This window comes from Nocardia sp. NBC_00881, assembly GCF_045207455.1.
Classification (GTDB): domain Bacteria; phylum Actinomycetota; class Actinomycetes; order Mycobacteriales; family Mycobacteriaceae; genus Nocardia.
In genome coordinates this window covers 3203614-3226563 of sequence record NZ_CP108798.1, presented here as the reverse complement: position 1 = coordinate 3226563, position 22950 = coordinate 3203614, and the positions used below count along the sequence as shown (strand labels likewise).

Below are 22950 nucleotides of genomic sequence, written 5' to 3'. Positions count from 1 at the left end.
GCATCGACGAAGGATTTCTCGGATGCATTGCCCGTACTGCCGACACCCCGACTCCCGGGTGGTGGACTCGCGCGAGGCCGACGAGGGCGCGGCCATTCGCCGCCGTCGCGCCTGCCCGCAGTGTGGGCGGCGGTTCACCACAGTGGAGACCGCCATCCTGTCCGTGGTCAAGCGCAGCGGAGTCACCGAGCCGTTCAGCCGCGAGAAGGTCATTCGCGGCGTGCGGCGCGCCTGCCAAGGCCGTGAAGTCGACGACGACGCACTGAACCTGCTCGCGCAGCAGGTGGAGGACGCGGTGCGTGCCAAGGGTTCTCCGGAGGTGCCCAGCCACGAGGTCGGCCTGGCCATCCTGGGGCCGCTGCGCGACCTCGATGAGGTCGCCTATCTCCGGTTCGCCTCGGTCTACCGGTCGTTCACCTCCGCCGACGATTTCGAACGCGAGATCCGGGAGATGCGCCAGGCGCGCGACGAGGCGCTGTCTACCGCCGACTGACTAGCGTCGGACCGCGGCGATCGCCTTCTCGATCCGCTTGGCGGACACCGGGAACGGCGTGCCGATCTTCTGGGCGAACAGGCTGACCCGGAATTCCTCGATCATCCACCAGATCTCGGCCGCTGCGGGAGCATGCCTGCGATGCTCCGGCAGGGCCCCGATCAGGCGGTCGTAGGCGGCCAATACCCGATCGAGTTCGACCATGCCCTGACGATCGCGAACCGCCGAGCCCGGCAACGCGTCCAGACGCACCACCGCCGCCCGCAGATAGCGGGGCAGCTCGCGCAGCCGGGCGCCACCCCACTCGGAGACGAATCCGCGGAACACCAGGTTGTCGAGCTGTTCGCGGACGTCGTCGGCTATGTCGCGTTCGCTCCTGTCCGTGAGCGCGGCCGAAACCTGGTGGGCCCCCGCGAGAACCGGCACGACCAGGCGCACGAGCCGGGTGACGGTGGAGGCGAGTTCGGGACGGATTCGGGCGACGAGCGCATCGAACTCGTCTGGTGTGTGCACCGGACCGCCCACGGCGGCGATGAGTTCGTCGGCGGCCGCCGCGCGGCAGTCCTCGATCAGCGCCTCCAGCGAACCGTACGGATTCTGGCTCAGCGCAAGGCGATCCGTGGCAGACAGCCCTGCGGTGACGGACCGGACGGAGGTGGGCAGCGCGTGCAGCACCAGCGCCCTGGTGCCCAGCAGCATCGCGGCCGCCTGCTCGGCAGGGGAGCTGAGCACGCGGACCGCCACACCGTCGCCCTCGGCGACCAGCGCGGGATACCCGGTCACGGTCTGTCCGGCCACTTGGCGGCGCACCGTCGGTGAGACGATGCCGAGTGACTCGGAGGTCCACACCGTGGCGGGCGGACGTTCCACGCCTGCGGTGGCGCGGGCGACCGAGGCAGAGACCTGTTCGGCCAGCTGTGTTTTCAGCGCGGCGAGGCTTTTCCCGCGAGTGAGCACCGTGCCATCGCCGCCGATAGCGGCGAAGGTCATGCGCAGGTGGTCGGGCAGAACAGACGGATCGAAGTCGGAGGGCGCGATCGAGACCGAACCCAGTCGGGACAACTCGCGCGCCAGCCCGGTGCGCAGCGGCTCCGCACGCGGGGTCAGTGCGGCCAGTGCCGCCGCGGCGAAGTCCGGTGCGGGAACCACACTGCGGCGCAACGTCTTCGGCAGTGACTTGATCAGCGCGGCGGCCAGCTCGTCGCGCATACCGGGCACCAGCCAATCGAAGCCGACGGCGCGGACGTGCGCGAGCTGTTCGACCGGGATGCGCACCGTGACACCGTCGTTCTCGGTGCCCGGCTCGAATTGGTACGTGAGCGGGAAGCTGAGCTCGCCTTGACGCCAGGAATCGGGGAAGGCGGACGGGTCGAGCGCGGTCGCGCCCTCGTTGACCACGGTGGCGGTCGACAAGTCCAGTAGCGTGGGGTCTTTGCGCTGTGCGGTGCGCCACCAGCTGTCGAAGTGGCGCACCGAGACGATGTCGGCGGGTAAACGTTTGTCGTAGAACTCGAACAGCACTTCGTCGTCGACCAGGATGTCGCGGCGGCGCGCGCGGTGCTCCAGGTCGGCGACATCGTCGAGCAGTTCACGATTGCGGTGAAAGAACGGGTGCCGGGTCTGCCATTCGCCCTGTACCAGCGCATGTCTGATGAAGAGCTCGCGTGAAAGCTCGGGATCGATCCGGCCGTAGTCGACGGGTCTTCCGGTCACCAGTGGGATGCCGTAGAGGGTGACGCGTTCATAGGCGCGCGCGGCGCCCCGCTTGGCCGACCAGTGCGGCTCGGAGTAGGTGCGTTTGACCAGATCGCCTCCGAGCCGCTCGGCCCACTCCGGCTCGATCTTCGCGGCCATCCGACCCCACAGCCGCGAGGTCTCGACCAGTTCGGCGGCCATCACCCAGCGCGGCGGCTTCTTCGCCAGCGACGAGCCGGGGAAGATCATGAACTTGGCGTTGCGCGCGCCGAGGAACTCGCGCGATTCCGCTTCACGTAGCCCGATGTGCGACAACATGCCCGCAAGCAATGCCTGATGGATCGCGGTGGAATCCCAAGGGAAGCCATCGTTCTCGACTATCGCATGGTCTGCTGCCGTTGACGCACCGGAACGTCTGCGCCGGGAACTCGATCGCGGCCCTTCACCGGATCGCGTGGACGAGCGTTCGGAGCCACGTGATCCGTTGTCGGCCTTGCGCTCCGGCGACCCGGACCCGGCGGCGTTCTCCGCGTGCGCCGACCAGCCCAGGCCCCGAGTGATCGTCCGCAGCTGCCCGTGCAGGTCCTGCCATTCCCTGATCCGCAGGTAGTGCAGGAACTCCTCGCGGCACATACGCCGGAACTGATTGGAGGACAGCGATTTGCGCTGCCCGCCGAGGTACTCCCACAGTCGCAGATAGGCCAGGAAGTCCGAGCCGTCGACAGTGAATCGCGCGTGTTTGCCGTCGGCGGCCTGCTGGTGCTCGGCAGGCCGCTCCCGCACATCCTGGATCGACAGAGCCGCGACGATGACCAGCACGTCGCCCAGACAGCCGTTGCGCTGCGCCTGCACCAGCATCCGCGCCATCCTGGGATCGACCGGAAGCTGAGCCATCTCGCGCCCGATCGGCGTGAGCGACAGGGTGGCATCGTCGTCGCGGGTACTCGCCCTCGGGCGACTTGCCATGTCGGCGGCGCCACCCCGTCGCGTGTCCTCCTGTGCCGGTGCGGTATCCGACCGTGGCGCAAGCTTGCCGATTCGCCGCGCGAGTGCCCCGAGCTCCTCGAGCAGGGCGACGCCGTCGCGGATGGCACGGCGGTCCGGCGCCTCGACGAACGGGAAGTTCTCGATGTCACCGAGCCCTAGCGCGGTCATCTGCAGGATGACCGCGGCCAGGTTGGTGCGTAGGATCTCGGGTTCGGTGAAGGAGGGCCGGGATTCGAAGTCGTCTTCGGAGTACAGCCGGATACAGATGCCGTCGGCAACCCGCCCGCAGCGCCCGGATCGCTGCCGGGCCGACGCCTGCGACACCGGTTCGATCGGTAGCCGCTGCACCTTGGTTCGCATCGAGTACCGGGAGATCCGCGCGGTCCCCGGGTCGATGACATACCGGATTCCCGGAACCGTCAACGAGGTCTCCGCGACGTTGGTCGCCAGTACCACTCGCCGGCCGGTGTGTGGAGCGAACACCCGATGCTGCTCGGCCGCCGACAGTCGCGCATAGAGCGGCAGGATCTCGGTGCGCGGCAGCTTCAGATCGCGTAGGGCGTCGGCGGTGTCCCGTATCTCGCGTTCGCCGGACAGAAACACCAATACGTCGCCGTCGCCCGCGGCGAACAGCTCGGTGACCGCCTCGCCGATCGCGTCCACCGGGTCCCGGTCGACGATGCGGGAGTCTTCGTCCTCTTCGCCGTCGGCGACCGGGAGTTCCAGCGCGAGCGGCCGATACCGGATCTCCACCGGGTAGGAGCGACCGGAGACCTCGACAATCGGTGCGGGAGTGCCGCTGTCAGCGGCGAAGTGCCTGGCGAACAGTTCCGGGTCGATGGTCGCCGAGGTGATGACGACCTTGAGATCGGGACGCCGTGGCAGCAGCTGCTGGAGGTAGCCGAGCAGGAAGTCGATGTTGAGGCTGCGTTCGTGTGCCTCGTCGATGATGATCGTGTCGTAGCGGCGGAGCAGCCGGTCGCGCTGTATCTCGGCGAGCAGGATGCCGTCGGTCATCAGCTTGACCAGCGTTTGCTCGGAGGCATGGTCGGTGAACCGCACCGTGTAGCCGACGACGTCGCCCAGCTCGGTGTCGAGTTCCTCCGCGATGCGCTCGGCGACGGTGCGTGCGGCCAGCCTGCGCGGCTGGGTGTGCCCGATCGTGCCGCGGATGCCGCGGCCGAGCTCGAGACAGATCTTGGGAATCTGGGTTGTCTTCCCGGAACCGGTCTCGCCCGCGACGATCACGACCTGGTGCGTGGCGATGGCCGCGGCGATGTCTTCGCGGCGAGCGGTGACCGGCAGCTGCGGCGGGTAGCGGATCTCCGGCACCGCGGCGCGGCGGGCGTCGACACGGAGTTCGGCCGCCGCGATCTCGGCTTCGACCTCGCCGAGGTCGCCATCGCGCGCCCGGTCCAGCCGGCGCCGCAGCCGGTGCTCGTCGCGGAGGGAGAGATTCGCCAGGCGGGTGCGGAGGTCGCGGGGATCGGTGGCAGCTGTCCTGGTCATTGCATCGACAAGCCTAGCGAAACCCGCCACCGGATATTTCCGCGAGGATGAGGGACGAGGTTGCCGTGGTCGCCGCGGTCATCAACGGCCTGGCCCGATGCCGCACCGACAACAGCGGCGCGGGCGGCGGTGCTCGGTGGTTGCTGCGCTGCCGTCCCTTTCGCGTGCGTTGGGAATACTTCGATAGATGGGATTTCTCACCCGCAGATTCGGCCGTGTCACGGTGACCATAAGGCCCGGTGGGCGTCGGCGTTCGACCTGGTCGTGACGCCGATAGCGTTCTACCGTGGCTCGGATGCCGCGAGTCGGCGTCCGATTTCGGGTAAACGTGGAGGACATGAACTCGCTATGGCATGGATTTGCCGACATGGGTGCCGTCGAACGGGACGGCGCGTTCGTGGTTGCCCGTGGCGCGGGCGCTTACATCTTCGACCAGGCGGGCAACCGCTACCTGGACGCGACCGCGGGTCTGTGGTTCACCAACATCGGGCACGGCCGCGGTGAGATCGCCGACGTGGTGGCCGCCCAGCTGCGCACGATCGCCCACTACTCGAATTTCGGCGACTTCACCGAACCTGCCACCCAGGAGCTGGCCGAGCGGCTCTCGGCGCTGGCTCCGGTGCCCGGTAGCAAGATCTTCTTCACCTCCGGCGGCTCCGATTCCGTCGACACCGCGGTCAAGCTCGCCCGTCGCTATTGGCACGAACTCGGGCGCTCTGGCAAGACCGTCGTCGTCGGGCGGCGGATGGCCTATCACGGCATGCACGTCGCGGGCACTGCCCTGGCTGGCATCCCCGGGAACCGGGAAGGCTACGGCCAGCTGATGCCCGACGCGCGCACTGTCGAGTGGGACGACGCGAAGGCGCTGCTGGCCCTGATCGAGGAGGTCGGTGCCGAGCGTATCGCCGCGTTCTTCTGCGAACCCATCATCGGCGCAGGCGGCGTCTATCTGCCGCCGGAGGGCTACCTCGCCGAGGTTCGCCGCGTTTGCCGCGACCACGAGATCCTTTTCGTCGCCGACGAGGTCGTCACCGGCTTCGGCCGGATCGGCGGCGCATGGTTCGCCTCGTCCCGATTCGGCCTCGAACCCGATCTTATGACCACCGCGAAGGGCCTGACCTCTGGATACCTTCCGATGGGCGCGGTCTTCGTCGCCCCGCACATCGCGGAGCCGTTCTTCGCGGGCGGCGTGTGGTGGCGGCACGGCTACACCTATGGCGGTCACGCCGGTGCCGCCGCGGCCGCGCTGGCGAACCTCGATATCATCGAGCGCGAGGGGCTGCTCGACGCCGCCCTTCGTCTGGAATCCAGCCTGCGCGATCTGCTTTCGGTACTGGCCGACCATCCCAGGGTTGCTGAGGTGCGCAGCGGGCTCGGCGCCGTGGCGGCGATCCAGTTGGCCGACCCGGCCGAAGCTCTCCCGCTGGTCAAAACCTTGCGCGCCCATGGTATCTCCAGCCGCGCCGCAGGCCAGGGTGCGATGCAGATCTCCCCGGCGTTCGTCATGACGGACGACCAGGTCGTCGAACTCGTCGAAGGATTCACCCGTGCGCTCGGCTGAGACCGATCGGCCGCGTGGGCATCCCACAGCGTCCACGCCATGAATACATCGTGCGGGTCGGGGCGGTAGTCGCCGAACGGTCGCAGTAGTCGAAGCCGCGAGGCCTCGTAAAGCCAACGGGCGGGTAGGAAGAAGTCGACGCGCCGGTCCCCAGGATCGAGCGTCCGTAGTCGCGCGGTGGCCTCGGCGATGTAACCGCGCCATGAGGCTTGTGAACGCATCGTGGGCCCGCGTCTGCGACGGCAAGAGGCTCTCGGGGTTGGCCCGCGCGGCGTCGGCTGCGTCATGTGTGCGGCGGCCGAATGGTGTTGCCACGCCGCCGCTATGCCTCGCCAGGGCCGAAAAGGGCGCCCTTATCACCAGAGGGTGCGAGCATGGAAGGGCGGCGACCATGGTCGCCGTGACGAGAGGTGGTGGGGTGTGGCGCAATTCGTGCAGGAGTACGCCGTGTTCCGGTGGATGGCGGTCGCGGCGTTCCTGATCGCGGCGACGGTCGTGGTGGCGCGGTTGGTGGCGCCCGCGGCGCTGCCGGCCCGGCCCGTCGATCTCACCGCCGCGGGCGGAGCCGCTGAACAGACTGGGCCGCAGGATGATTCGGCGAACATCGACCACCCCGAGTCCGACGCCGCGCATCTGGTCATGTGCCTGGTCATGCTCGGTATGCTGCTGTTTCCCTCGGGCGTCAGCCCGCACGCTCTGCGCGGCGTGCTGACGGCGATGATCGTCGTCCTCGCCGGGCTGCTGGTGACCCGCGTCCTGGAAGGTTCCACGCATGCTGGACCTCTTCCGATCGACCGGCTGGTCCCGCTCGGATACCACATCGCGGCTGCGGCGGCGATGCTCTACGCGATGTCCGGACACACGGCCTCCGGACACGTGGGTGGTCCCCCGGCCGGTCCCGCGCTCGGTCTTGCCGCGCTGTTTCTGCTCGACGCCCTTCTCGTCACGCTGGCCGCCCGCGCCGGGTGTACGCACGCGCAACCGCGCGGACCGCTGGGTGTTCTGGTGCGCTCCGGCGGGTGTGTCGCCGCTCTCACCGGCCCGGCTGTGCCGTGGGCGGCGGTGCCGCATGTGGTGATGGACGCGGGCACCGCGTACATGCTGCTGGCCGTGATCTCGGGTTGACCGGCTCCCGGACCAATCCGGCTGGTGCTCCATACCGAACCCTGTTTATGCAGGCAGGGGATTCGGCCATGAGCAATGAGCACGGTTCTGCTTCAGCGCGTCGGTCCGGCGATCCAGCGATGGGCAGGGAGGACGACGATGACGAGGCATCCGTGTGCCCGCTTCCCGCCGGATACGACGGGAAGCGGGCCACCCTCGCGACCCGTCGGCTGGTCGGCTTGCTCGCGGCGGCAGGCGCGGGCGATCGTGCCGCGTTCACCGAGTTCTACCAGCTCACCAGCCCGCGAGTGTTCGGGATTACGGTGCGCATCCTCCGGAGCCACGCCGCCGCCGAAGAGGTCACCCAGGAGGTCTACCTCCAGGTGTGGTCGATGGCCGATCGCTATGACCCCAAGCTGGCGAGCCCGCTCGGCTGGGTTCTGATGCTCGCGCACCGCCGCGCGGTAGACCGGGTTCGCGCGGAGAGTTCGGCATCGTCCCGGGACCTGGTCTATGCGCATGCGCAGCTGGGTCGCGACCACGACGTCGTCGCCGAATCGGTGACGCAGCGCATCGAGGAGCAGCAGGTGGCAGGATGTCTGGACACACTGACTCCCACGCAGCGCGAAGCGATCGCTCTCGCGTACTACAGCGGGCACACCTACCGTGAGGTGGCCGATCGTCTGGCGGTACCGCTGCCCACCATCAAAACCCGCATCCGCGACGGGTTGAAGAGATTGGAGAAGTGCTTGTCCGGGGAAGGCGCCCATGGTTGACACCCCACCGCGATTGGATGCGGAACTGCTCGACCTCGCCTATCCGTGCGCATTGGACGCGGTCGCCGATATCGAACGAAGGCATATCGATGCTCGGCTGGCGGCCGCGGACCCGGCCGTGCGGCAAGAGTTCTCCGATACCGTATGGCAGCTGCGCGAGGTCATCGGGCGGCTGTCGGTGCTCGACGCGTTGGCGCCGCCGCCGGAATTGGAGGCGCGAATACTGTCGGCGTTGCCGCACACCGATCCCGGCGCTGTCGCGTCGGTGGTGCACGTCTTTCCATGGCGGCGGCTGCGGTGGGCGGTCCCGGTCGCCGCGGTCGCATGTCTGGTGCTCGGCGGAAGCGTGGTCGCGGAGCGGCTCATCGGTCCAGCACCGAGTGCGCCCGCCGTGGAACAGGTGGACGGTCAGCGGGATGTGCGGACCGTGCAGGAGCCGGTCGCCGGCGGTGGCTCGCTCATGGTGGAGGCCTCGCTTCGGCTCGGGCGCGCGGTGGTCGCGTTCGACGGGGTCGCGCCCCCGCCCATGGACCGGGTGTATCAGGTGTGGCTGGTGTCCTCCGGAGGGCAGCCTCGGTCGGCCGGGGTGCTGACCGACTTGCCGTCTGCGACCCGGCCCTTCGTGACGCCGTTCCAGTCGGGTGAGTTGCTGGCGGTGAGTGTCGAACCGTCCGGTGGTTCGCACGCGCCGAGTACCGACCCGATCGTGGGTGTACTGCTGCCCTGAGTGCGCGGGTCTAGATCTCCAACGGCTGGTCGGCGACGACGCGTCCGCCTAAGCGCACCCAGCCGTCGGAGTCCCACTCCGTGAACAGCTGGGAGCCCTTACCCTGAGTGATCACGAGGCCCTGCCGCAGCAGCGCCGTCAAGGCGACGGCCGCCGCGCCGGTAGCCTCGTCCTCGGCGATACCCATGGTCGGCGCGAACATGCGCGATCGCAGCGCACCGCGATGTTCGTCGGTCCAGGCCCACAGATAGTGTGGGCCGCCCGGAAAATCGGCCGGGTGCAGAGTCGCCAGCTCCTCGACGTCGGCGCGCTGGTGGAAGGTGAATGGCGGCGCCCATTCGCCGCGGGCGGTGATCCAGGTCAGTCCGTCGGCGAGCCGAACCGCCACGGGGCCTGCGGGCACCTCCAATGTTTGCACCGGCGTGCCCTGCGACGCGAACCACCATGCGGTGCCGACCGAGGGGTGCCCGGCGAACGGGAGCTCCACCTTCGGCGTGTAGATCCGCACCTTGGCGATCTCGTCGACCGGCTCCTCGACCACGACGGTCTCGCTGTAGCCGACCTTCGCCGCCAGCGCCTGTGGGTCGGCCGTGGCCAAGTCCGCTGACCGTGTGATTCCCAGCTCGTTGCCGAACCGCCCTGCGGCATCGGTGAACACTCGCACCACGTCAACCTGTGTGCCCATGGTTGCTGAGCCTACCTGTGTGCACCACGTCGAGCCGGCGCCTTCGGCACACTGAACGCGGCGAGGGGCCCTGTCCGCGGACAGGGCCCCTCGCCGGGTCGAGGATCAGATCGCGGCTGTGGTCAGAGCCTCCGTCGACTGCACCGCCTGGCCTACCCCGGCCACGATGGCGGCGGCGCGCAGCGATTCGAAGATCACCTCGCGGGACACGCCCGCCTCGCGCAGCGTGTGTTCGTGCGCCTCGAGGCAGTGCGCGCAGCCGTTGATCGAGGAAACAGCGAACGACCAGAGCTCGAAATCAGCCTTGTCCACGCCGGGGCTGCCGATGATCTGCATCCGCAGTCCGGCCCGCAAGTCGTCGTAGCGACCACCGAGAAACGCCTTGCCCCTATAGAACACGTTGTTCATGCCCATGATCGAGGCAGCGCCGAGCGCGGCGTTGTACGCCTCCGCTGACAGCACGTCGGCGGCTTCTTCGGCGATCTCCCGCAGCGTGGCCGTCGACCGGGTCGCGGCCGCAGACGCCAGCAGGGTGCCCCACAGCTGTTGCTCGTTCAGCACAGTGGTGCGCGCGATCGATGACAGATTGAGCTTGAGGTCCTTGGCGTACTCGGGAAGGGAGTTCTTCAGGTTCTCAATGCTCATTCGGCGATTCCTCTGTTCGGATCGGCCCCGTGTGTGGCACGGGGGTAGGTCGTGTTCTCGATGGACTACGCGATGCCGCGCCCGTAAGGACGAGCGCAGCAAGGGTTTCAGACGCTGGCGGCGAGGAGCTCACCCGCGTTGATGGTCGGGTCGCCCTTCTTCCAGTTGCAGGCGCACAGCTCGTCGGACTGCAGTGCGTCCAGCACGCGCAGCACCTCGTCGACATTGCGGCCCACCGAACCCGCGGTGACCGAGACGAACTGGATCTCGTTGTTGGGGTCGACGATGAAGGTGGCGCGATCGGCGACGCCGTCGGAGTTGAGCACGCCAGTGGCCGTGGCCAGTTCGCGCTTCAGATCCGACAGCAGTGGGAACGGGAGTGTCCTGAGGTCCTCGTGCTGGGCCCTCCACTGGAAGTGCACGAACTCGTTGTCGACCGACGCGCCGAGCACCTGTGTGTCGCGGTCCGCGAACTCCTCGTTGAGCTTGCCGAACGCGGCGATCTCCGTGGGGCATACGAAGGTGAAGTCCTTGGGCCAGAAGAAGACGACTCGCCACTTGCCCGCGTGGTCGTCGCTGGTGATCCTGGTGAAGTAATCGTCTGGCTGCTGAGCGTCGACCTTCGACAGGTCACCGCCGATGACAGCGGTGAGGTTGTACGTCGGGAATTGGTCGCCGATGGTCAGCAGGGCCATGCTTGTCTCCTCGTCATGTTGGTTTGCTAGCGCTGTGTTCGATGTGCGGTCTCAGCGGAGCCACGAGCGATCTTGCCGAAGGGTCGGTAAAAGGTAAAGGTGATCAGTCGCACTACACTGATAGGCGTGACTGATCAGACTTATCAGCCGACCCTGTCACAGCTGCGTGCATTCGTGGCGATCGCGGAATACCGCCATTTCGGCACCGCGGCCGCCAGACTCGGTGTGAGTCAGCCCACGCTATCGCAGGCGCTGGCGGCACTCGAAAACGGGCTCGGGCTCCAGCTGATCGAACGGAGTACCCGACGTGTGCTGGTGACCGCCGCCGGGATGCGGTTGCTGCCAAAGGCTATGGCGACGCTGGAGGCGGCCGACCGGTTCGTGGCATCGGCGACCGGTGACGGGCTCGGCGGCACGCTGCGGATGGGCATCATCCCGACGGTCGCCCCCTATGTGCTGCCCGGTCTGTTGCCCGAGCTACGCAAGAAGCTTCCCGCGTTGCATCCGCAGATCATCGAGGATCAGACCGCGCGACTGCTGGAGGGGCTGCGCACCGGCGTGCTGGACGTCGCGCTGCTCGCGCTGCCCACCGAGGTGCCCGGCCTGGTCGAGATCCCGCTTTACACCGAAGAATTCGTGCTGGTCACCGCGCGCGGCCACGAGCTCGCCGGGCGCAAGGACCTCTCGGCGTCGGTACTGGACGCCCTGCCGCTGCTGCTGCTGGACGAGGGGCACTGCCTGCGCGATCAGACGCTGGATTTGTGCCGTTCGGCCGACGCCCACCCCGCCGCCGTCGGCGACACCAGGGCTGCTTCCTTGGCGACAGTGGTGCAGTGCGTCGCGGGCGGTCTCGGCGTGACCCTCATCCCGGAAATGGCGGTCACCGCCGAAACTGCCCGTGGCACACTGGATATCGCCCACTTCGCCGCGCCGGCCCCCGGTCGTACCATCGGTCTGGCCTTCCGTGCCTCGAGCGCCCGTGCCGACGACTACGAATACCTGGCCGCCATCATCCGCGTCCAGCGCCCGACCTGACCCAGTGCCCGATACAGGTGGGTGCCCCGCGCCGAGTTTGCGCAGAACGGGCACAGTGGGAGATGTGAGTGAGGGGAGAGGTGAATGGAGTCGCGGATCGGCACTGGACGGCTGAGTGGAATCGGTGGGCCGGATCATGCCTTATTCGCCTACGGCACGCTGCAGTTTCCCGAGGTGTTGACGGTACTGCTCGGGCGGGTTCCCTCGCTTGAACCGGCCGAACTGACCGGCTGGCGCGCGGCGGTGCTGCCGCGGCGGGTGTACCCCGGTTTGGTCCTCGCTTCCGGCGAGCTGACTCCCGGCGCCGTGCTCGCCGGTCTCAGTGCGGCCGAGTGGATGATCCTCGACGCGTTCGAGGACGACGAATACGATCTGCGCCGGGTGCGCGTGGGCGACCGGGTCGAACCGGTGTGGACCTACGTCTGGACGGCCGCCACCGATTCCGCGGAGTGGCGACGGGATCGGTTCGCCGCGGATCATCTCGCCGTTTTCGCTAGCCGGTCCGCGCGGTGGCTCCGTGCTCCCGGTCTGTCCTCCGATCCGGGAACGCCGGTGTGGCTCGACTCGGCTGGGGGCCCGGCGGGGTGAGGCCCTGCCGGGCGCGGCTCGAGTCGGCTTGCCATTTCAAGACGACCGGTCGTATATTTTACGCATGGCACGCCCACGGCGCAGTGCGGACACGCGGCAGCTTCTCGTGGAGGAGGGCGCCGCGGGGTTCCTTATGAACGGCTACCACGGAACCGGGATCAAGCAGATCCTCGACAAGGTCGGCGTACCGAAGGGGTCGTTCTACAACTACTTCGACAGCAAGGAGAGCTTCGGTCACGCGATCATCGAGCACCACTCGCTCTGCGTGCAGCGGAATCTGGGCGAGGCGTTCGATGCCGCGCCGGATCCGGTGAGCGGACTGCGGACGTTCTTCGGGCGGCTGATAGCCGAATTCGCCGCGGCCGAATTCGCCGGCGGCTGTCTGATCGCGAATCTGGGTGGCGAGCTGGAAGGCAGTGAGCTGCTGCGGGAATCGCTGTCCGGGGCGTGGGGAGCCTGGCGCGACCGCGTCGCCGATCAGCTCGCGCAGGGGCAGCGGCTCGGTATGATCCGCTCCGACATCGCCGCCACCGAACTGGCCGATATGTTGCTCGAATCATGGGAAGGCGCGGTGATCAGAATGAAGATCGACCGAACTCCGGCGCCGCTGCGCAAGTGTCTGGATCGCCTGCTCGGCGACTACTTCCGGCCCTGACTCGGGCCTTCGCTTCCGGCGTCTTCGCATACCCATGACAAGACGACCGGTCGTATTGGATGAGAGAAGGACAATATGGCGAAGACGGTCATCGTGACCGGGTCCTCCAGCGGAATCGGGCGCGACATCGCGCGGGCGTTCGTGGCACGCGGTGACAACGTCGTGCTCAACGGGCGCGACGGGAACAAGCTGGCGGACGTGGCCGCCGGACTGGGTGTCCCCGACCGAGTGGTGGCAGTCGCGGGCGATATCGGTGCGCTCACCACGGGCACTGCGCTGGTGCGTGCCGCCGTCGAGCGATTCGGCGGGGTGGACGTGCTGGTCAACAACGCGGGCATCTTCGGAGCCAAGCCGTTCGTGGACGTCACCGAGCAGGACTTGGACAGCTATCTGAACGGAAACCTCAAAGGAACCTACTTCACCACACAAGCCGTCGTGCGGCGGCTGCGCGAGCAGGCGAGGGGCGGAACCATCGTCAACATCGGCACGGTCCTGATCAACCACGCCCTCGCCGGGCTCCCCGCCTCGGCGGCGCTGGTCAGCAAGGGCGGCGTGCACGCGCTGACCACCAGCCTCGCCGCGGAACTCGCCGCCGACGGCATCCGGGTCAACGCGGTCGCCCCCGGCATCATCCGCACCCCGCTGTTCGGCGACGGCGACGAGGACGCCTCCGGCGAGTTGGCGCTACTGAACCGGATCGGCGAAGTGTCCGAGACCACAGCCGCGGTGCTGTACCTCGCGGACGCCACGTTCACCACCGGTCACATCTTCCCCGTGGACGGCGGGTTCCTCTCGGGAAGGGCGGCCTGATGCCCGACGTGAACATCAAGGTCACCGCCGCACCTACGTCGTCATAGATGAGGTCGCGCTCACCGACTGGGGCGTTGGAGGAGTGAACGTCGAGGAGTGGCGCAAGCGACACTCCTGATACGCGAAATCCCTTTGCGGCCATGCTGTTCGGGTGTCTGCACGCTCGACGGAGCGGCGGCGCCCGAACTTCGTCATTGCGGAAACGCCCGAACACACCGGTTCCGCGATCGGAGCCGGTGGTTCAGACGTCTGCTTACACGCGCAGTGCGTGCGGTTCGATCGCGCCGCGCACCAGGGCCTGCGTGTCGATGGTCTCCGCCTTGTACGGCAGCAGGGTAAGGCGATCGGTCATCCCCTCGACCGGGTCGTCGACCTTGTCGACCAGGCCGAACAGGAACGACCATTCGTGCTCATCGCTGCCGTAGTGCACGACGGTGCCGAACTGTTCGTGGAAACGCTGCCAGGACCGCTTCAGGGTGTCGTTGCGCCACATGGTCGCGCATCCGGCCTGGGCGCACAGCACACCGCCGGGTGCGAGCAGAGCGCGACATCGGGACAGGAACTCCGTCTCGTACAGGCGGTTGTGCTGCGCGTCTTCGACGCGCTCGTCGGGCAGGTCGATCACGATGACGTCGTAGCGGGTGCCCGACTCGGCGGCACCCGCCAGGAAATCCCAACCGTCGGCGTAGTGCACCGTGATCGGTCCCTCGCCCTCGACCGCGGCGGCCAAGTCGGCGTTGGTATAGCCGTAGGGCAGATGCTCGGCGCACAACTCGACCTCGAGCTGATCGATGTCGACGTGGTCGACGTGCTGGGCGCCCGCCGCGACCGACATCTGGCTGGCCACGCCCTCGCCGGAACCGATGATGAGCACTCTGTCCAGCTTCTCGGCCAGCACGAAGGCAGGAACCATCATCGCCTCGTGGTAGGTCAGCTGGGAGAGCTCGGTGGACTGGCGGTCGTCGTCGGAGAACAAGCTGATGCCCTGCTCGGTCCGCGCGATGACCATGTGCTGGAAGGGGGTGTGGGTGTCGACGATCACCTCGTGCAGATCCCAGATCCGGGTCAGGCCCGCGCCCACTGGCTCTTCGATCCGCTGCCCGCCGTGACCCCTACGAATGACCTGCATGCGAACATCCTTGGGGCACAACGAGTCCCGAAGCGTTTCTACTGCCTTAGAGGCACCGGCGCCGATGCTGCCGCAGGTGAAGACGTCGACGAAGATGTCGCCGGACTCCGGATAGGTGTGAATCGAGGCGTGGGACTCCGACAACAGCGCGAGGACGGTCACCCCCTGCGGATCGAACTTCTTGTGTACGACATCGCAGATGGTGACGCCCGCCGCGATCAGAGACTTACGCAACGCCGATTCGAGTCGTTCGAGATCGTCGCAGAGATCCGCGTCGACACCACCGAACTCGGCTAGCACATGCCAACCGGTGAATTCCGCCGTCATGGGCAAACTCACTCTCGCTCAGCGCCCGAGACATGAACGGTCAAGGGCGGAAAACCATTGAAGGACACCGACGAATAGCTCGCGGTATAGGCACCGGTATCGAGGATTCGAACGCGATCACCGGCTCGCAACGTGGTCGGTAACAGGACTCGCGTGCGTTGATACAGTACATCGTCGCCGTCGCAGGTCGGACCGGCTACCACCGCCTCGTCGACGGGGTCGCCGTCCCGGTCCGTCGAGAACCGGTAGACGATGTACTCGTTCTCGGTCTCGGCCATTCCGTTGTACCGGCCGATATCGAGATACACCCAGCGTCGTCCGTCCGGCGCGATGCGGACGCCGACGACCTCGGCGTGGATGGTACCCGCCGAACCGACCAGCGCTCGGCCTGGTTCGACGACCAATCCGGTATTCCCGGAGAGGAATTCGGCCGCGGCGTGGTTCACCACCGCGGCGATCTCACCCAGCGCGGGTGCGTCGTCAGCATAGGAGATCGGCAGTCCGCCGCCGATGTTCACCGACGTGACCGGAATGTCCTTGTCCACCAGTGCTTCCGAGATACGGCCCGCCTGCTCGATGCCGATCCGCCACGCGTCGGGGTCCAATTGCTGCGAGCCGACGTGGAAGTACGGACCCGCGACGACGAGCCCTAGATCCCTCGCCCGAACCAGCAACCGGAAAGCCTCGCCCGGGGTACAGCCGAACTTGGTGCCGAACGGCGTGCGGGACTCCGGAGCCGAGGCGAGGAAGCGGCACTCCACCTCGGCGCGGGGGGCGTGCTCGACGATGCGCACAAGGTCGTCCTCGGTGTCGAAGGCGAAGCGGCGCACGCCCAGTGCGAATGCGTGGGCGATGTGGGTGGCCTTCTTGATCGGGTTGCCGTAGGAGAGGCGCTCCGGCGCCACCCCGAGCCCGAGGCACAGGTCGATCTCGCCGATGCTGGCGACGTCGAACTCCGCGCCCTCCACGTCGAGCAGGCGCACGATCTCCGGCACCGGACTTGCCTTGACCGCGAAGCGAATCCTCGTTGGTGCGCCGGTGCCCGCGGACAGGGCGGCATCGAGCGCACGGTAGTTCTCGCGCACTCGCTCGGGGTGGATGACCAGGTACGGTGATTCGGGCATAGGTGATCTTTCGCTTCGGCAGCGGGGGAGAGAATATCAGCGGCCCTTACCCAGAAACGAATCCGTCAAACCTCGGATTCGCCGCTCGGCCGCCGCATTCCGTATCAACGATCTATTGGAGCGTGTGTACTGCGTGTCTGCGTGTGTGGGTCAGCCGGCAGACACGGTGACGTCGTCGAAGACAACCTCGCCCGCGGCATCTGACTCGGCGAGATCCACCACTGCGTCGATCGACCAGCCATGGTCGCCCGCCGGGTCGTCGAGCACCTGCCGCACCCGCCAGAATCCCGGTCTTCGTTCGATCTGGAACAACTGGGGCCCTCGGGCATCGGGCCCGGTCCCGATCCGCTCGTATTCGGCGAAGTAGTCCGCGAGCGCGGCCGCCCAGTCCCGGCCCGGGCTCAGCTCGGCCAGCTCATCCCAGCGCCGCAGTGCGGCCAGCTCCACGCGGCGGAACATGGCGTTGCGGACCATGACCCGGAAGGCGCGCTCGTTCACGGAAATCGGGCGCACCGTCTCCGCGCCGAACGCGATCTGATCGGCGTCGGTCTCCGCACCCGGGTTGGTCAGTTGCTCCCATTCGTCCAGAAGGCTCGAATCCACCTGGCGGACAAGCTCACCGAGCCACTCCGTGATGTCGTCGAGGTCCTCGGTGCGCGCCGATTCGGGCACCGTGCGCCGCAACGCACGATAGGCGTCGGCGAGGTAGCGCAGCACCACGCCCTCGGAGCGGGCCAGCTCGTAGAAGGAGATCAGCTCCGCGAAGGTCATGGCACGTTCGATCATGTCGCGCACCACCGACTTCGGTGCCGGCGCGAACTCCGACACCCACGGGTGCCCGGCGCGGTACGTCTCGTACGCCGGCTCGATCAGCTCGGCCAGCGGTTTGGGCCAGGTGACCTCTTCGAGAAGCTCCATCCGTTCGTCGTAGTCGATGCCCTCGGCCTTCATCTCGGCGATCGCCTCGCCGCGCGCCTTGTGCTGCTGAGCCATCAGCAACTGGCGCGGGTCCTCCAGCGTGGATTCGATGAGCGACACCACGTCGAGGGTATAACTCGTAGACGCTTTGTCCAGCAGGTCGAGCGCGGCCAGCGCGAACGGTGACAGCGGCTGGTCTAGGGCGAAGTCGCGTTGCAGGTCGACGGTCAGGCGGGCGCGGCGGCCCTGCGCGTCGGGTTCCGGCAGCTGCTGCACCACACCGGCGTCGCGCAGCGCACGGTAGAGGCGTATGGCGCGGAGGATGTGTTTGCGTTGGGCGGGGCGTGGTTCGTGGTTGTCCTCGAGCAGATGGCGCATGGCGTCGAAGCAGTTGCCCGGGCGGGCGATCACGTTCAGCAGCATGGCATTGGTCACGGCGAAGCGCGACACCATCGGCTCCGGTTGGGCACCGACCAGACGGTCGAAGGTCTCTTCGCTCCACGAGACGAAGCCCTCCGGCGGCTTGCGCCGCTGGACCTTGCGCTGCTTCTTCGGATCGTCGCCCGCCTTGGCCAGCAGCCGGGTGTTCTCCACTTCGTGCTCCGGCGCCTGCACGACGACCGTGCCCATGGTGTCGTAGCCCGCCCGGCCCGCGCGGCCCGCGATCTGATGGAACTCACGGGCTTTCAGCCTGCGGGTGCGTACGCCGTCGAACTTGGTCAGGCCGGTCAGCAGCACCGTGCGAATGGGCACGTTGATGCCGACGCCGAGGGTGTCGGTGCCACACACCACCTTCAACAGGCCCTCCTGGGCAAGCCGTTCCACCAGACGGCGGTACTTTGGCAGCATGCCTGCGTGATGCACGCCGATGCCGTGCCGGATCAGCCGGGACAGCGTCTTGCCGAAGCCCGCGGCGAACCGGAAATCGCCCAGCGCCTCGGCGATCGCGCCCTTCTCCGCGCGGCTGGCGAAGTTGACGCTGGTCAGCGCCTGCGCCCGCTCCAGGGCGGCGGCCTGGGTGAAGTGCACCACATATACCGGGGCTTGGTGTGTGGTGACCAGCTCCTCCAGGGTTTCGGTGATGGGGGTACGGGCGTAGGAGAAGCTCAGCGGCACGGGGCGTTCGGTGCCCGCGACGATCGCGGTGGAGCGGCCGGTGCGGCGCTGGAGGTCGGTGGCGAAGAAATCCACCTCGCCCAGCGTCGCCGACATGAGCAGAAACTGGACGCCGCACAGTTCCAGCAACGGAACCTGCCAGGCCCAGCCCCGGTCGGGATCGGAGTAGAAATGGAATTCGTCCATCACGACTTGACCGACGTCGGCGTCGGCGCCTTCGCGCAGGGCCATGTTCGCCAGGATTTCCGCGGTGGCGCAGATGATCGGCGCCTCCGGGTTCACCGCGGCGTCGCCGGTGACCATGCCGACGCGTTCGGCGCCGAATACCTCGCACAGCGCGAAGAACTTCTCGCTGACCAGAGCCTTGATCGGGGCGGTGTAGTAAGTGCGCCTGCCCTGCGTGAGCGCGAACAGGTGCGCGCCGACCGCGACGAGCGACTTTCCGGAACCGGTGGGGGTGGCGAGGATGACGTGGGATCCGGACGCCAGCTCCAGCAGCGCCTCGTCCTGCGCCGGGTACAGCGGGGTGCCCTGCGCGGCGGCCCACATCCCGAACGACTCGTACAGCGCGTCGGCGTCGGTGCCCGGGATGTCGAGCAGTTCGGTCAGATCCACTCCGACCACCCTACGGCCTTGCTATCGGACGCCGAAGCAGGGGCGATCGGCTATCGGGACCGCGGCGCGGTCATTCCTGCTCGCCCGTGTCCTCGCCGTGGTAGCCGCCTTGCTCGGCAAGGAACCGTTCGAACTCGGCGCCCAGCTCGTCGCCGCTGGGTAGTTCGCCGTCACCGACCAGCAGGCTCGATTGCCGTTCCTGCGCGGTGACGAAGCTGTCGTACTGACGCTCCAGAGCGTGCACGACGGTCTCCACCTCGGAGTTGCCCGCGATGTGTTCATTGACCTGCTCGCGCACCCGGGCTGCGGCCTCGCCGAGCGCCGCCAGCGGAATCTCCAGGCCCGCGTTGTCGGCGACGTTCTCCAGCAGTGTCTGCGCGGCCTCCGGGTAGGCGGTCTGCGCGAGGTAGTGCGGTACGTGCACCGAGAAGCCGATCGACTCGTGACCGTGCTGGGCCATGCGGAATTCCAGCAGCGACGACGCGCTGCCCGGCACCTGCAGTTCACCCGGCCAGCGCTGATGCTCGGAGATCAAGTCGCGGTCGGAGGAGTGCGCGGTCACCCCGAGCGGGCGGGTGTGCGGAATCGCCATGGGGATCGCGCTCAAGCCGATGCTGCGGCGCACGCCCAGCTGTTCGGCGAGCAGGCGCACCGCGGTGGTGAATTTCTCCCAGCGCAGATCCGGTTCCAGACCCGCGAGCAGCAGGAACGGGGTGCCCGCGGTGTCGCGCAGTGCCCACAGGTTCAGCGTCGGCTCGGCGTAGTCGGAGAAGTGATCGGTCTTGAACGTCATGAGCGGGCGCCGCGATCGGTAGTCCAGCAGCTCGTCGACATCGAACGAGGCGACGAGCTCGCTTTCAAGACTCTCGCGCAGGTGCGTCGTGGCCAGCCGCACCGCATGCCCGGCATCGGTGAATCCTTCCAGTCCGTGCACCAGGACCGGACCCGAGCCGTCGACGGCCGACAGCTGCGGAGCGGGGAACTCCAGTTCGTACATTCGCGACTCGTAGTCCATCGCGTACTCCTTCCTGCGCGGTTCCTCCGGCCCGGGCGAGCGCCCTTGGCACACCAGGTGTGGTTGTCTGCTCGGTCGTCGACCACCGCAGTGGTACCGGACAAGCAGTCGTCCGAGACGGGAGACCACCATCCATTGTCCCCTATGCCGGTGAAGGCCACCGCGCACGGCCGGACGTCGGCCCATATGTCGAGGCAACAGCGTCGACGCCCCGCGCATTCCCGGCCCGGCGGCGTGGCAGCGCGGGCGGCCACGGGGGTTTTGGCACAGTGGGTGTGTGACCGTGGCAAATTCGACGCGCACGTGGCTGGGCTGTGTGCTGCCCGTCGCGTGGGCGGCGCTGCTCGCCGGATGCGGGTCGACCATGTCCGGGCATCCGGTCGCGTTGTCGCCGACCGCGGTGACCCGGCACGTGAGCGCCGAACTGCCGATGCTGCTGCCGGATCCGGTGCAATTTCCCGCGCCGTACGCGGCGGTGGTGTTGCCGCCGGAGGCTGCCGCCCAGGCCGCTGGGGATCTGGACGGGACAGGGCGCGGGGCGAGTGCGCAGCCGAGTGGTTGTGTGGCGCCGGAACAGAAGTTCGGGCCCGATCAGACGGCGATCGCGGTCGGTACGGACAACGACACGCGCGCCACTATGACCGTCGAATTGACCCGCACCGACGAGCCATTGGCGTCGCTGCGTGCCCGGCTGACGAGATGCGGCTCGGTGCGGGTGAGTCGCGCCGGTGCTGTGAGCACCGTGACGACCGAGCTGGATCCGCCTCCGCCGGTCGACGCCGACGACGCACTGGCGCTGCGCAGAACGGTCGCGTCGGAGGTAGGCGGCGCGAGGCTGACCCAGTCCATGCGCACGCTCATCGGTCAAGTCGGGGATGTGCGAATCTCCGTGACATACATGTCGTTTGCCGGCGAAAAGCCGGATACCTCGGCGTTGGACGAATTGTTCACGGCAGCCGTGCGGAAGGTGCGGACGAGGTAGCGCAGTGCGGTCCGGCCCGGGCCGCACGTTAGCAGGCTGCACCGACACAGACGCCGCTCAGGACGGCCGTGAGCGTGGGCCATCCACAGCCGAAGAGGCTTCCCAAACCCGTTCGAAATGCCTGGTCGCCGCTGACTTGGCGATGGCATTGGAGCGCAGGCTCGACGCATGACCACTTCCGCGACCCCGTTTTCCACTCCCGAACCGGCCGACACCGGGCATACGGGCCGGGACAATACGTTCTGCTCGCGCCTTCGCAGTCGGCGTGCGCTGCCATGTCCTGCCCCGTCTGTCGCCAGGACATGGACGGTGCGCGCCGAAACCGGTGCGCATCCGGTGTCCACGAGCAATACGGCGGACACCGAGGGAGAAGGTGCGCGTCATCCTGCTGAACGGGCACGGCGGGCCCGCTGTTCGGAGGATCCGCCGCCGTTCCTCCAAGACCCGGACCGCACTGTGCGGGTGGACGATCCGGGGGAGCTGATCGCGGCTGTGCCCGCGATGATGGGATTCACCCCGGAGCGGTCGATAGTTGTGCTCGTCCTGCGGCGGGGGGACGCCCACGGCGCTCTGGTCGACGCGGTGGTGCGATTCGATCTGGAACAGCCGGATGGGCGACGGGTGCGACCCGGGACATTGGCGGGGTGTGTGGCGCGAATCTGCGCGCACGACGAAGCGACCGAGGTGCTCGCGGTCCTCGTCGACGATCGCGCCGAAGAATCGACACCACACGAGGGCGCGGACCGTCCGCGCTGTGCCGCAGGGCGATTCGACGCGCTGGTCGGTGCGCTCGGCAGGCGGCTGGCCGCGTGCGACATCTCGCTCGGCAGTGTGTGGGCGGTGCGTGCGATCGCACCCGGGCAGCGCTGGTGGACGCTGTCGGGCCCGGACCGCCATGGGGCCCTGCGGGATCCGGCCACTTCGCTGGTAGCCCTGACCCATGTGTTGGACGGCAGGCCGATTCGCGGCTCCCGATCCGAGCTCGCCGATCTGGTCGCCGAGGATCCGCGGGCGCGTGCTGAGGTGTCGGCACAGCTGGAGGGCGCACTGGCTCTCGCGCGGGAGCGTTACGCGCGTGCCGCGCGGCGCGGTGATCCCAACGGATACAGCAGACAGGCGCTCGACTACGTGCTGTGGCAGGTCGCCAACATCGCGTCGGGCGCCGCGCTGATGGCGCCCGAGCTCGCGAAATTGGCTGCTGCTCTGCGGGATCGCGCCGTACGGGACACCATGTTCGCCCTGTCCGTCGGCGATCATGCCGCCGCGGCCGAGGCGCTGTGGGGCGCGCTGGCCCGTGCCCTGTCCGGCACGGATCGCGCGGAAGCCGCCGCCTTGCTCGGCTACAGCGCGTATGTCCGGGGCGATGGTCCGCTCGCGGGTATCGCCCTGGATGCCGCGTTGGCAGCGGACCCGGATCATCCGATGGCTGTCCTGCTGGACACCGCGCTGCGGCTGGGTATGCGTCCGGAACAAATGCGCCGCCTCGCCCGTAGCGGCTATCACACCGCCGCAGGTCTGGGTGTCGACCTCGGCACGCCTACGCCATGAAACAGCTTGTGCGCGTGGGAATACCTCGGAGCGATCGAAGCGTCCCACCGCAGCTCCGATCGTACGAGGGGGTCCACCCGGCTGTGATCCCGTTGACCACTCCACTGCGGCCCGAAGGCTTCAGGTCGAGACCGTGGTGTCCGCCTCGCCGCGTCGGCGAGGTCGCGTTCGCCCGGTCCGGCACACAACAGACGCGTATGGGCACGACCGC

Annotated in this window: 19 protein-coding genes; 11 read left to right on the top strand and 8 right to left on the bottom strand. The window is 67.9% G+C overall.

The genetic code is table 11. From position 1 onward, the window contains the following. Window positions 1-22: 22 nt before the first annotated feature. Window positions 23-493 (top strand): transcriptional regulator NrdR, encoded by a 471-nt coding sequence (gene nrdR, locus OH799_RS13045; RefSeq protein ID WP_357260850.1) that lies wholly within the window; start codon window positions 23-25, stop codon window positions 491-493. On the opposite strand, the gene hrpA is transcribed toward nrdR, so the two are convergent. Beyond that, window positions 494-4684: an ATP-dependent RNA helicase HrpA gene (hrpA, locus tag OH799_RS13040; protein WP_406279888.1), complete on the bottom strand. Its 4191-nt coding sequence runs from the start codon at window positions 4682-4684 to the stop codon at window positions 494-496. A 337-nt stretch (window positions 4685-5021) separates the two neighbouring features. Here hrpA and OH799_RS13035 point away from each other — a divergent pair, with 337 nt between their 5' ends. The 4 genes from OH799_RS13035 to OH799_RS13020 all read left to right on the top strand — a co-directional run bounded on the left by OH799_RS13035 (window position 5022) and on the right by OH799_RS13020 (window position 8852). Then, complete coding sequence (locus OH799_RS13035) at window positions 5022-6245, top strand: aspartate aminotransferase family protein (protein WP_406282045.1); 1224 nt, start codon at window positions 5022-5024, stop codon at window positions 6243-6245. Between the two features lie 420 nt (window positions 6246-6665). Beyond that, window positions 6666-7370, top strand: coding sequence for a DUF5134 domain-containing protein (locus tag OH799_RS13030; protein WP_406279885.1), 705 nt, complete (start codon window positions 6666-6668; stop codon window positions 7368-7370). A gap of 68 nt (window positions 7371-7438) precedes the next feature. Next, window positions 7439-8125: an ECF RNA polymerase sigma factor SigK gene (gene sigK / locus OH799_RS13025; RefSeq protein ID WP_406279882.1), complete on the top strand. Its 687-nt coding sequence runs from the start codon at window positions 7439-7441 to the stop codon at window positions 8123-8125. After that, on the top strand, window positions 8118-8852 hold the full coding sequence (locus OH799_RS13020) for an anti-sigma factor domain-containing protein (RefSeq protein WP_406279879.1): 735 nt from the start codon (window positions 8118-8120) through the stop codon (window positions 8850-8852). Before sigK ends, OH799_RS13020 begins: the two co-directional genes overlap by 8 nt. A 10-nt stretch (window positions 8853-8862) precedes the next feature. On the opposite strand, the gene OH799_RS13015 is transcribed toward OH799_RS13020, so the two are convergent. The 3 genes from OH799_RS13015 to OH799_RS13005 form a co-directional block, all read right to left on the bottom strand. Beyond that, entirely contained in the window at window positions 8863-9537 is a 675-nt protein-coding gene (locus OH799_RS13015) for a PhzF family phenazine biosynthesis protein (protein ID WP_406279876.1), read from the bottom strand. 105 nt (window positions 9538-9642) lie between these two features. Further along, a complete protein-coding gene (locus OH799_RS13010) occupies window positions 9643-10182 on the bottom strand; it encodes a carboxymuconolactone decarboxylase family protein (protein WP_406279873.1) in 540 nt (179 codons plus the stop codon). Window positions 10183-10289: 107 nt separating this feature from the next. Then, window positions 10290-10877 carry a peroxiredoxin gene (locus OH799_RS13005; protein WP_406279870.1) on the bottom strand — a complete coding sequence of 196 codons (588 nt, stop codon included), beginning with the start codon at window positions 10875-10877 and terminating at the stop codon, window positions 10290-10292. Between the two features lie 126 nt (window positions 10878-11003). Between OH799_RS13005 and OH799_RS13000 the strand changes: the two genes are divergently transcribed. The 4 genes from OH799_RS13000 to OH799_RS12985 all read left to right on the top strand — a co-directional run bounded on the left by OH799_RS13000 (window position 11004) and on the right by OH799_RS12985 (window position 13965). Next, the gene (locus tag OH799_RS13000; RefSeq protein WP_406279868.1) at window positions 11004-11912 is read left to right on the top strand and encodes a hydrogen peroxide-inducible genes activator; all 909 of its coding nucleotides are present in this window, start codon (window positions 11004-11006) and stop codon (window positions 11910-11912) included. 84 nt (window positions 11913-11996) lie between these two features. Then, on the top strand, window positions 11997-12500 hold the full coding sequence (locus tag OH799_RS12995) for a gamma-glutamylcyclotransferase family protein (RefSeq protein WP_406279865.1): 504 nt from the start codon (window positions 11997-11999) through the stop codon (window positions 12498-12500). A 64-nt stretch (window positions 12501-12564) separates the two neighbouring features. Next, entirely contained in the window at window positions 12565-13155 is a 591-nt protein-coding gene (locus OH799_RS12990; RefSeq protein ID WP_406279862.1) for a TetR family transcriptional regulator C-terminal domain-containing protein, read from the top strand. Between the two features lie 75 nt (window positions 13156-13230). Then, window positions 13231-13965, top strand: coding sequence for an SDR family NAD(P)-dependent oxidoreductase (locus OH799_RS12985; protein ID WP_406279859.1), 735 nt, complete (start codon window positions 13231-13233; stop codon window positions 13963-13965). A gap of 253 nt (window positions 13966-14218) precedes the next feature. Here OH799_RS12985 and speD read toward each other — a convergent pair whose 3' ends face one another. From speD to OH799_RS12965, 4 genes are all read right to left on the bottom strand, one after another. Further along, window positions 14219-15421 (bottom strand): adenosylmethionine decarboxylase, encoded by a 1203-nt coding sequence (gene speD, locus OH799_RS12980; protein ID WP_406279856.1) that lies wholly within the window; start codon window positions 15419-15421, stop codon window positions 14219-14221. A gap of 8 nt (window positions 15422-15429) precedes the next feature. Continuing rightward, window positions 15430-16545, bottom strand: a complete 1116-nt coding sequence (locus OH799_RS12975) for a type III PLP-dependent enzyme (RefSeq protein WP_406279853.1) — start codon at window positions 16543-16545, stop codon at window positions 15430-15432. Window positions 16546-16695: 150 nt separating this feature from the next. Next, a complete protein-coding gene (locus tag OH799_RS12970; protein WP_406279850.1) occupies window positions 16696-19194 on the bottom strand; it encodes a DEAD/DEAH box helicase in 2499 nt (832 codons plus the stop codon). 70 nt (window positions 19195-19264) lie between these two features. Beyond that, window positions 19265-20209: a proteasome assembly chaperone family protein gene (locus tag OH799_RS12965; protein WP_406279848.1), complete on the bottom strand. Its 945-nt coding sequence runs from the start codon at window positions 20207-20209 to the stop codon at window positions 19265-19267. A gap of 277 nt (window positions 20210-20486) precedes the next feature. Here OH799_RS12965 and OH799_RS12960 point away from each other — a divergent pair, with 277 nt between their 5' ends. Beyond that, the gene (locus OH799_RS12960) at window positions 20487-21191 is read left to right on the top strand and encodes a sensor domain-containing protein (RefSeq protein WP_406279845.1); all 705 of its coding nucleotides are present in this window, start codon (window positions 20487-20489) and stop codon (window positions 21189-21191) included. A gap of 168 nt (window positions 21192-21359) precedes the next feature. Next, window positions 21360-22739: a DUF4192 domain-containing protein gene (locus OH799_RS12955; protein WP_406279841.1), complete on the top strand. Its 1380-nt coding sequence runs from the start codon at window positions 21360-21362 to the stop codon at window positions 22737-22739. The last annotated feature ends 211 nt before the right edge of the window (window positions 22740-22950 follow it).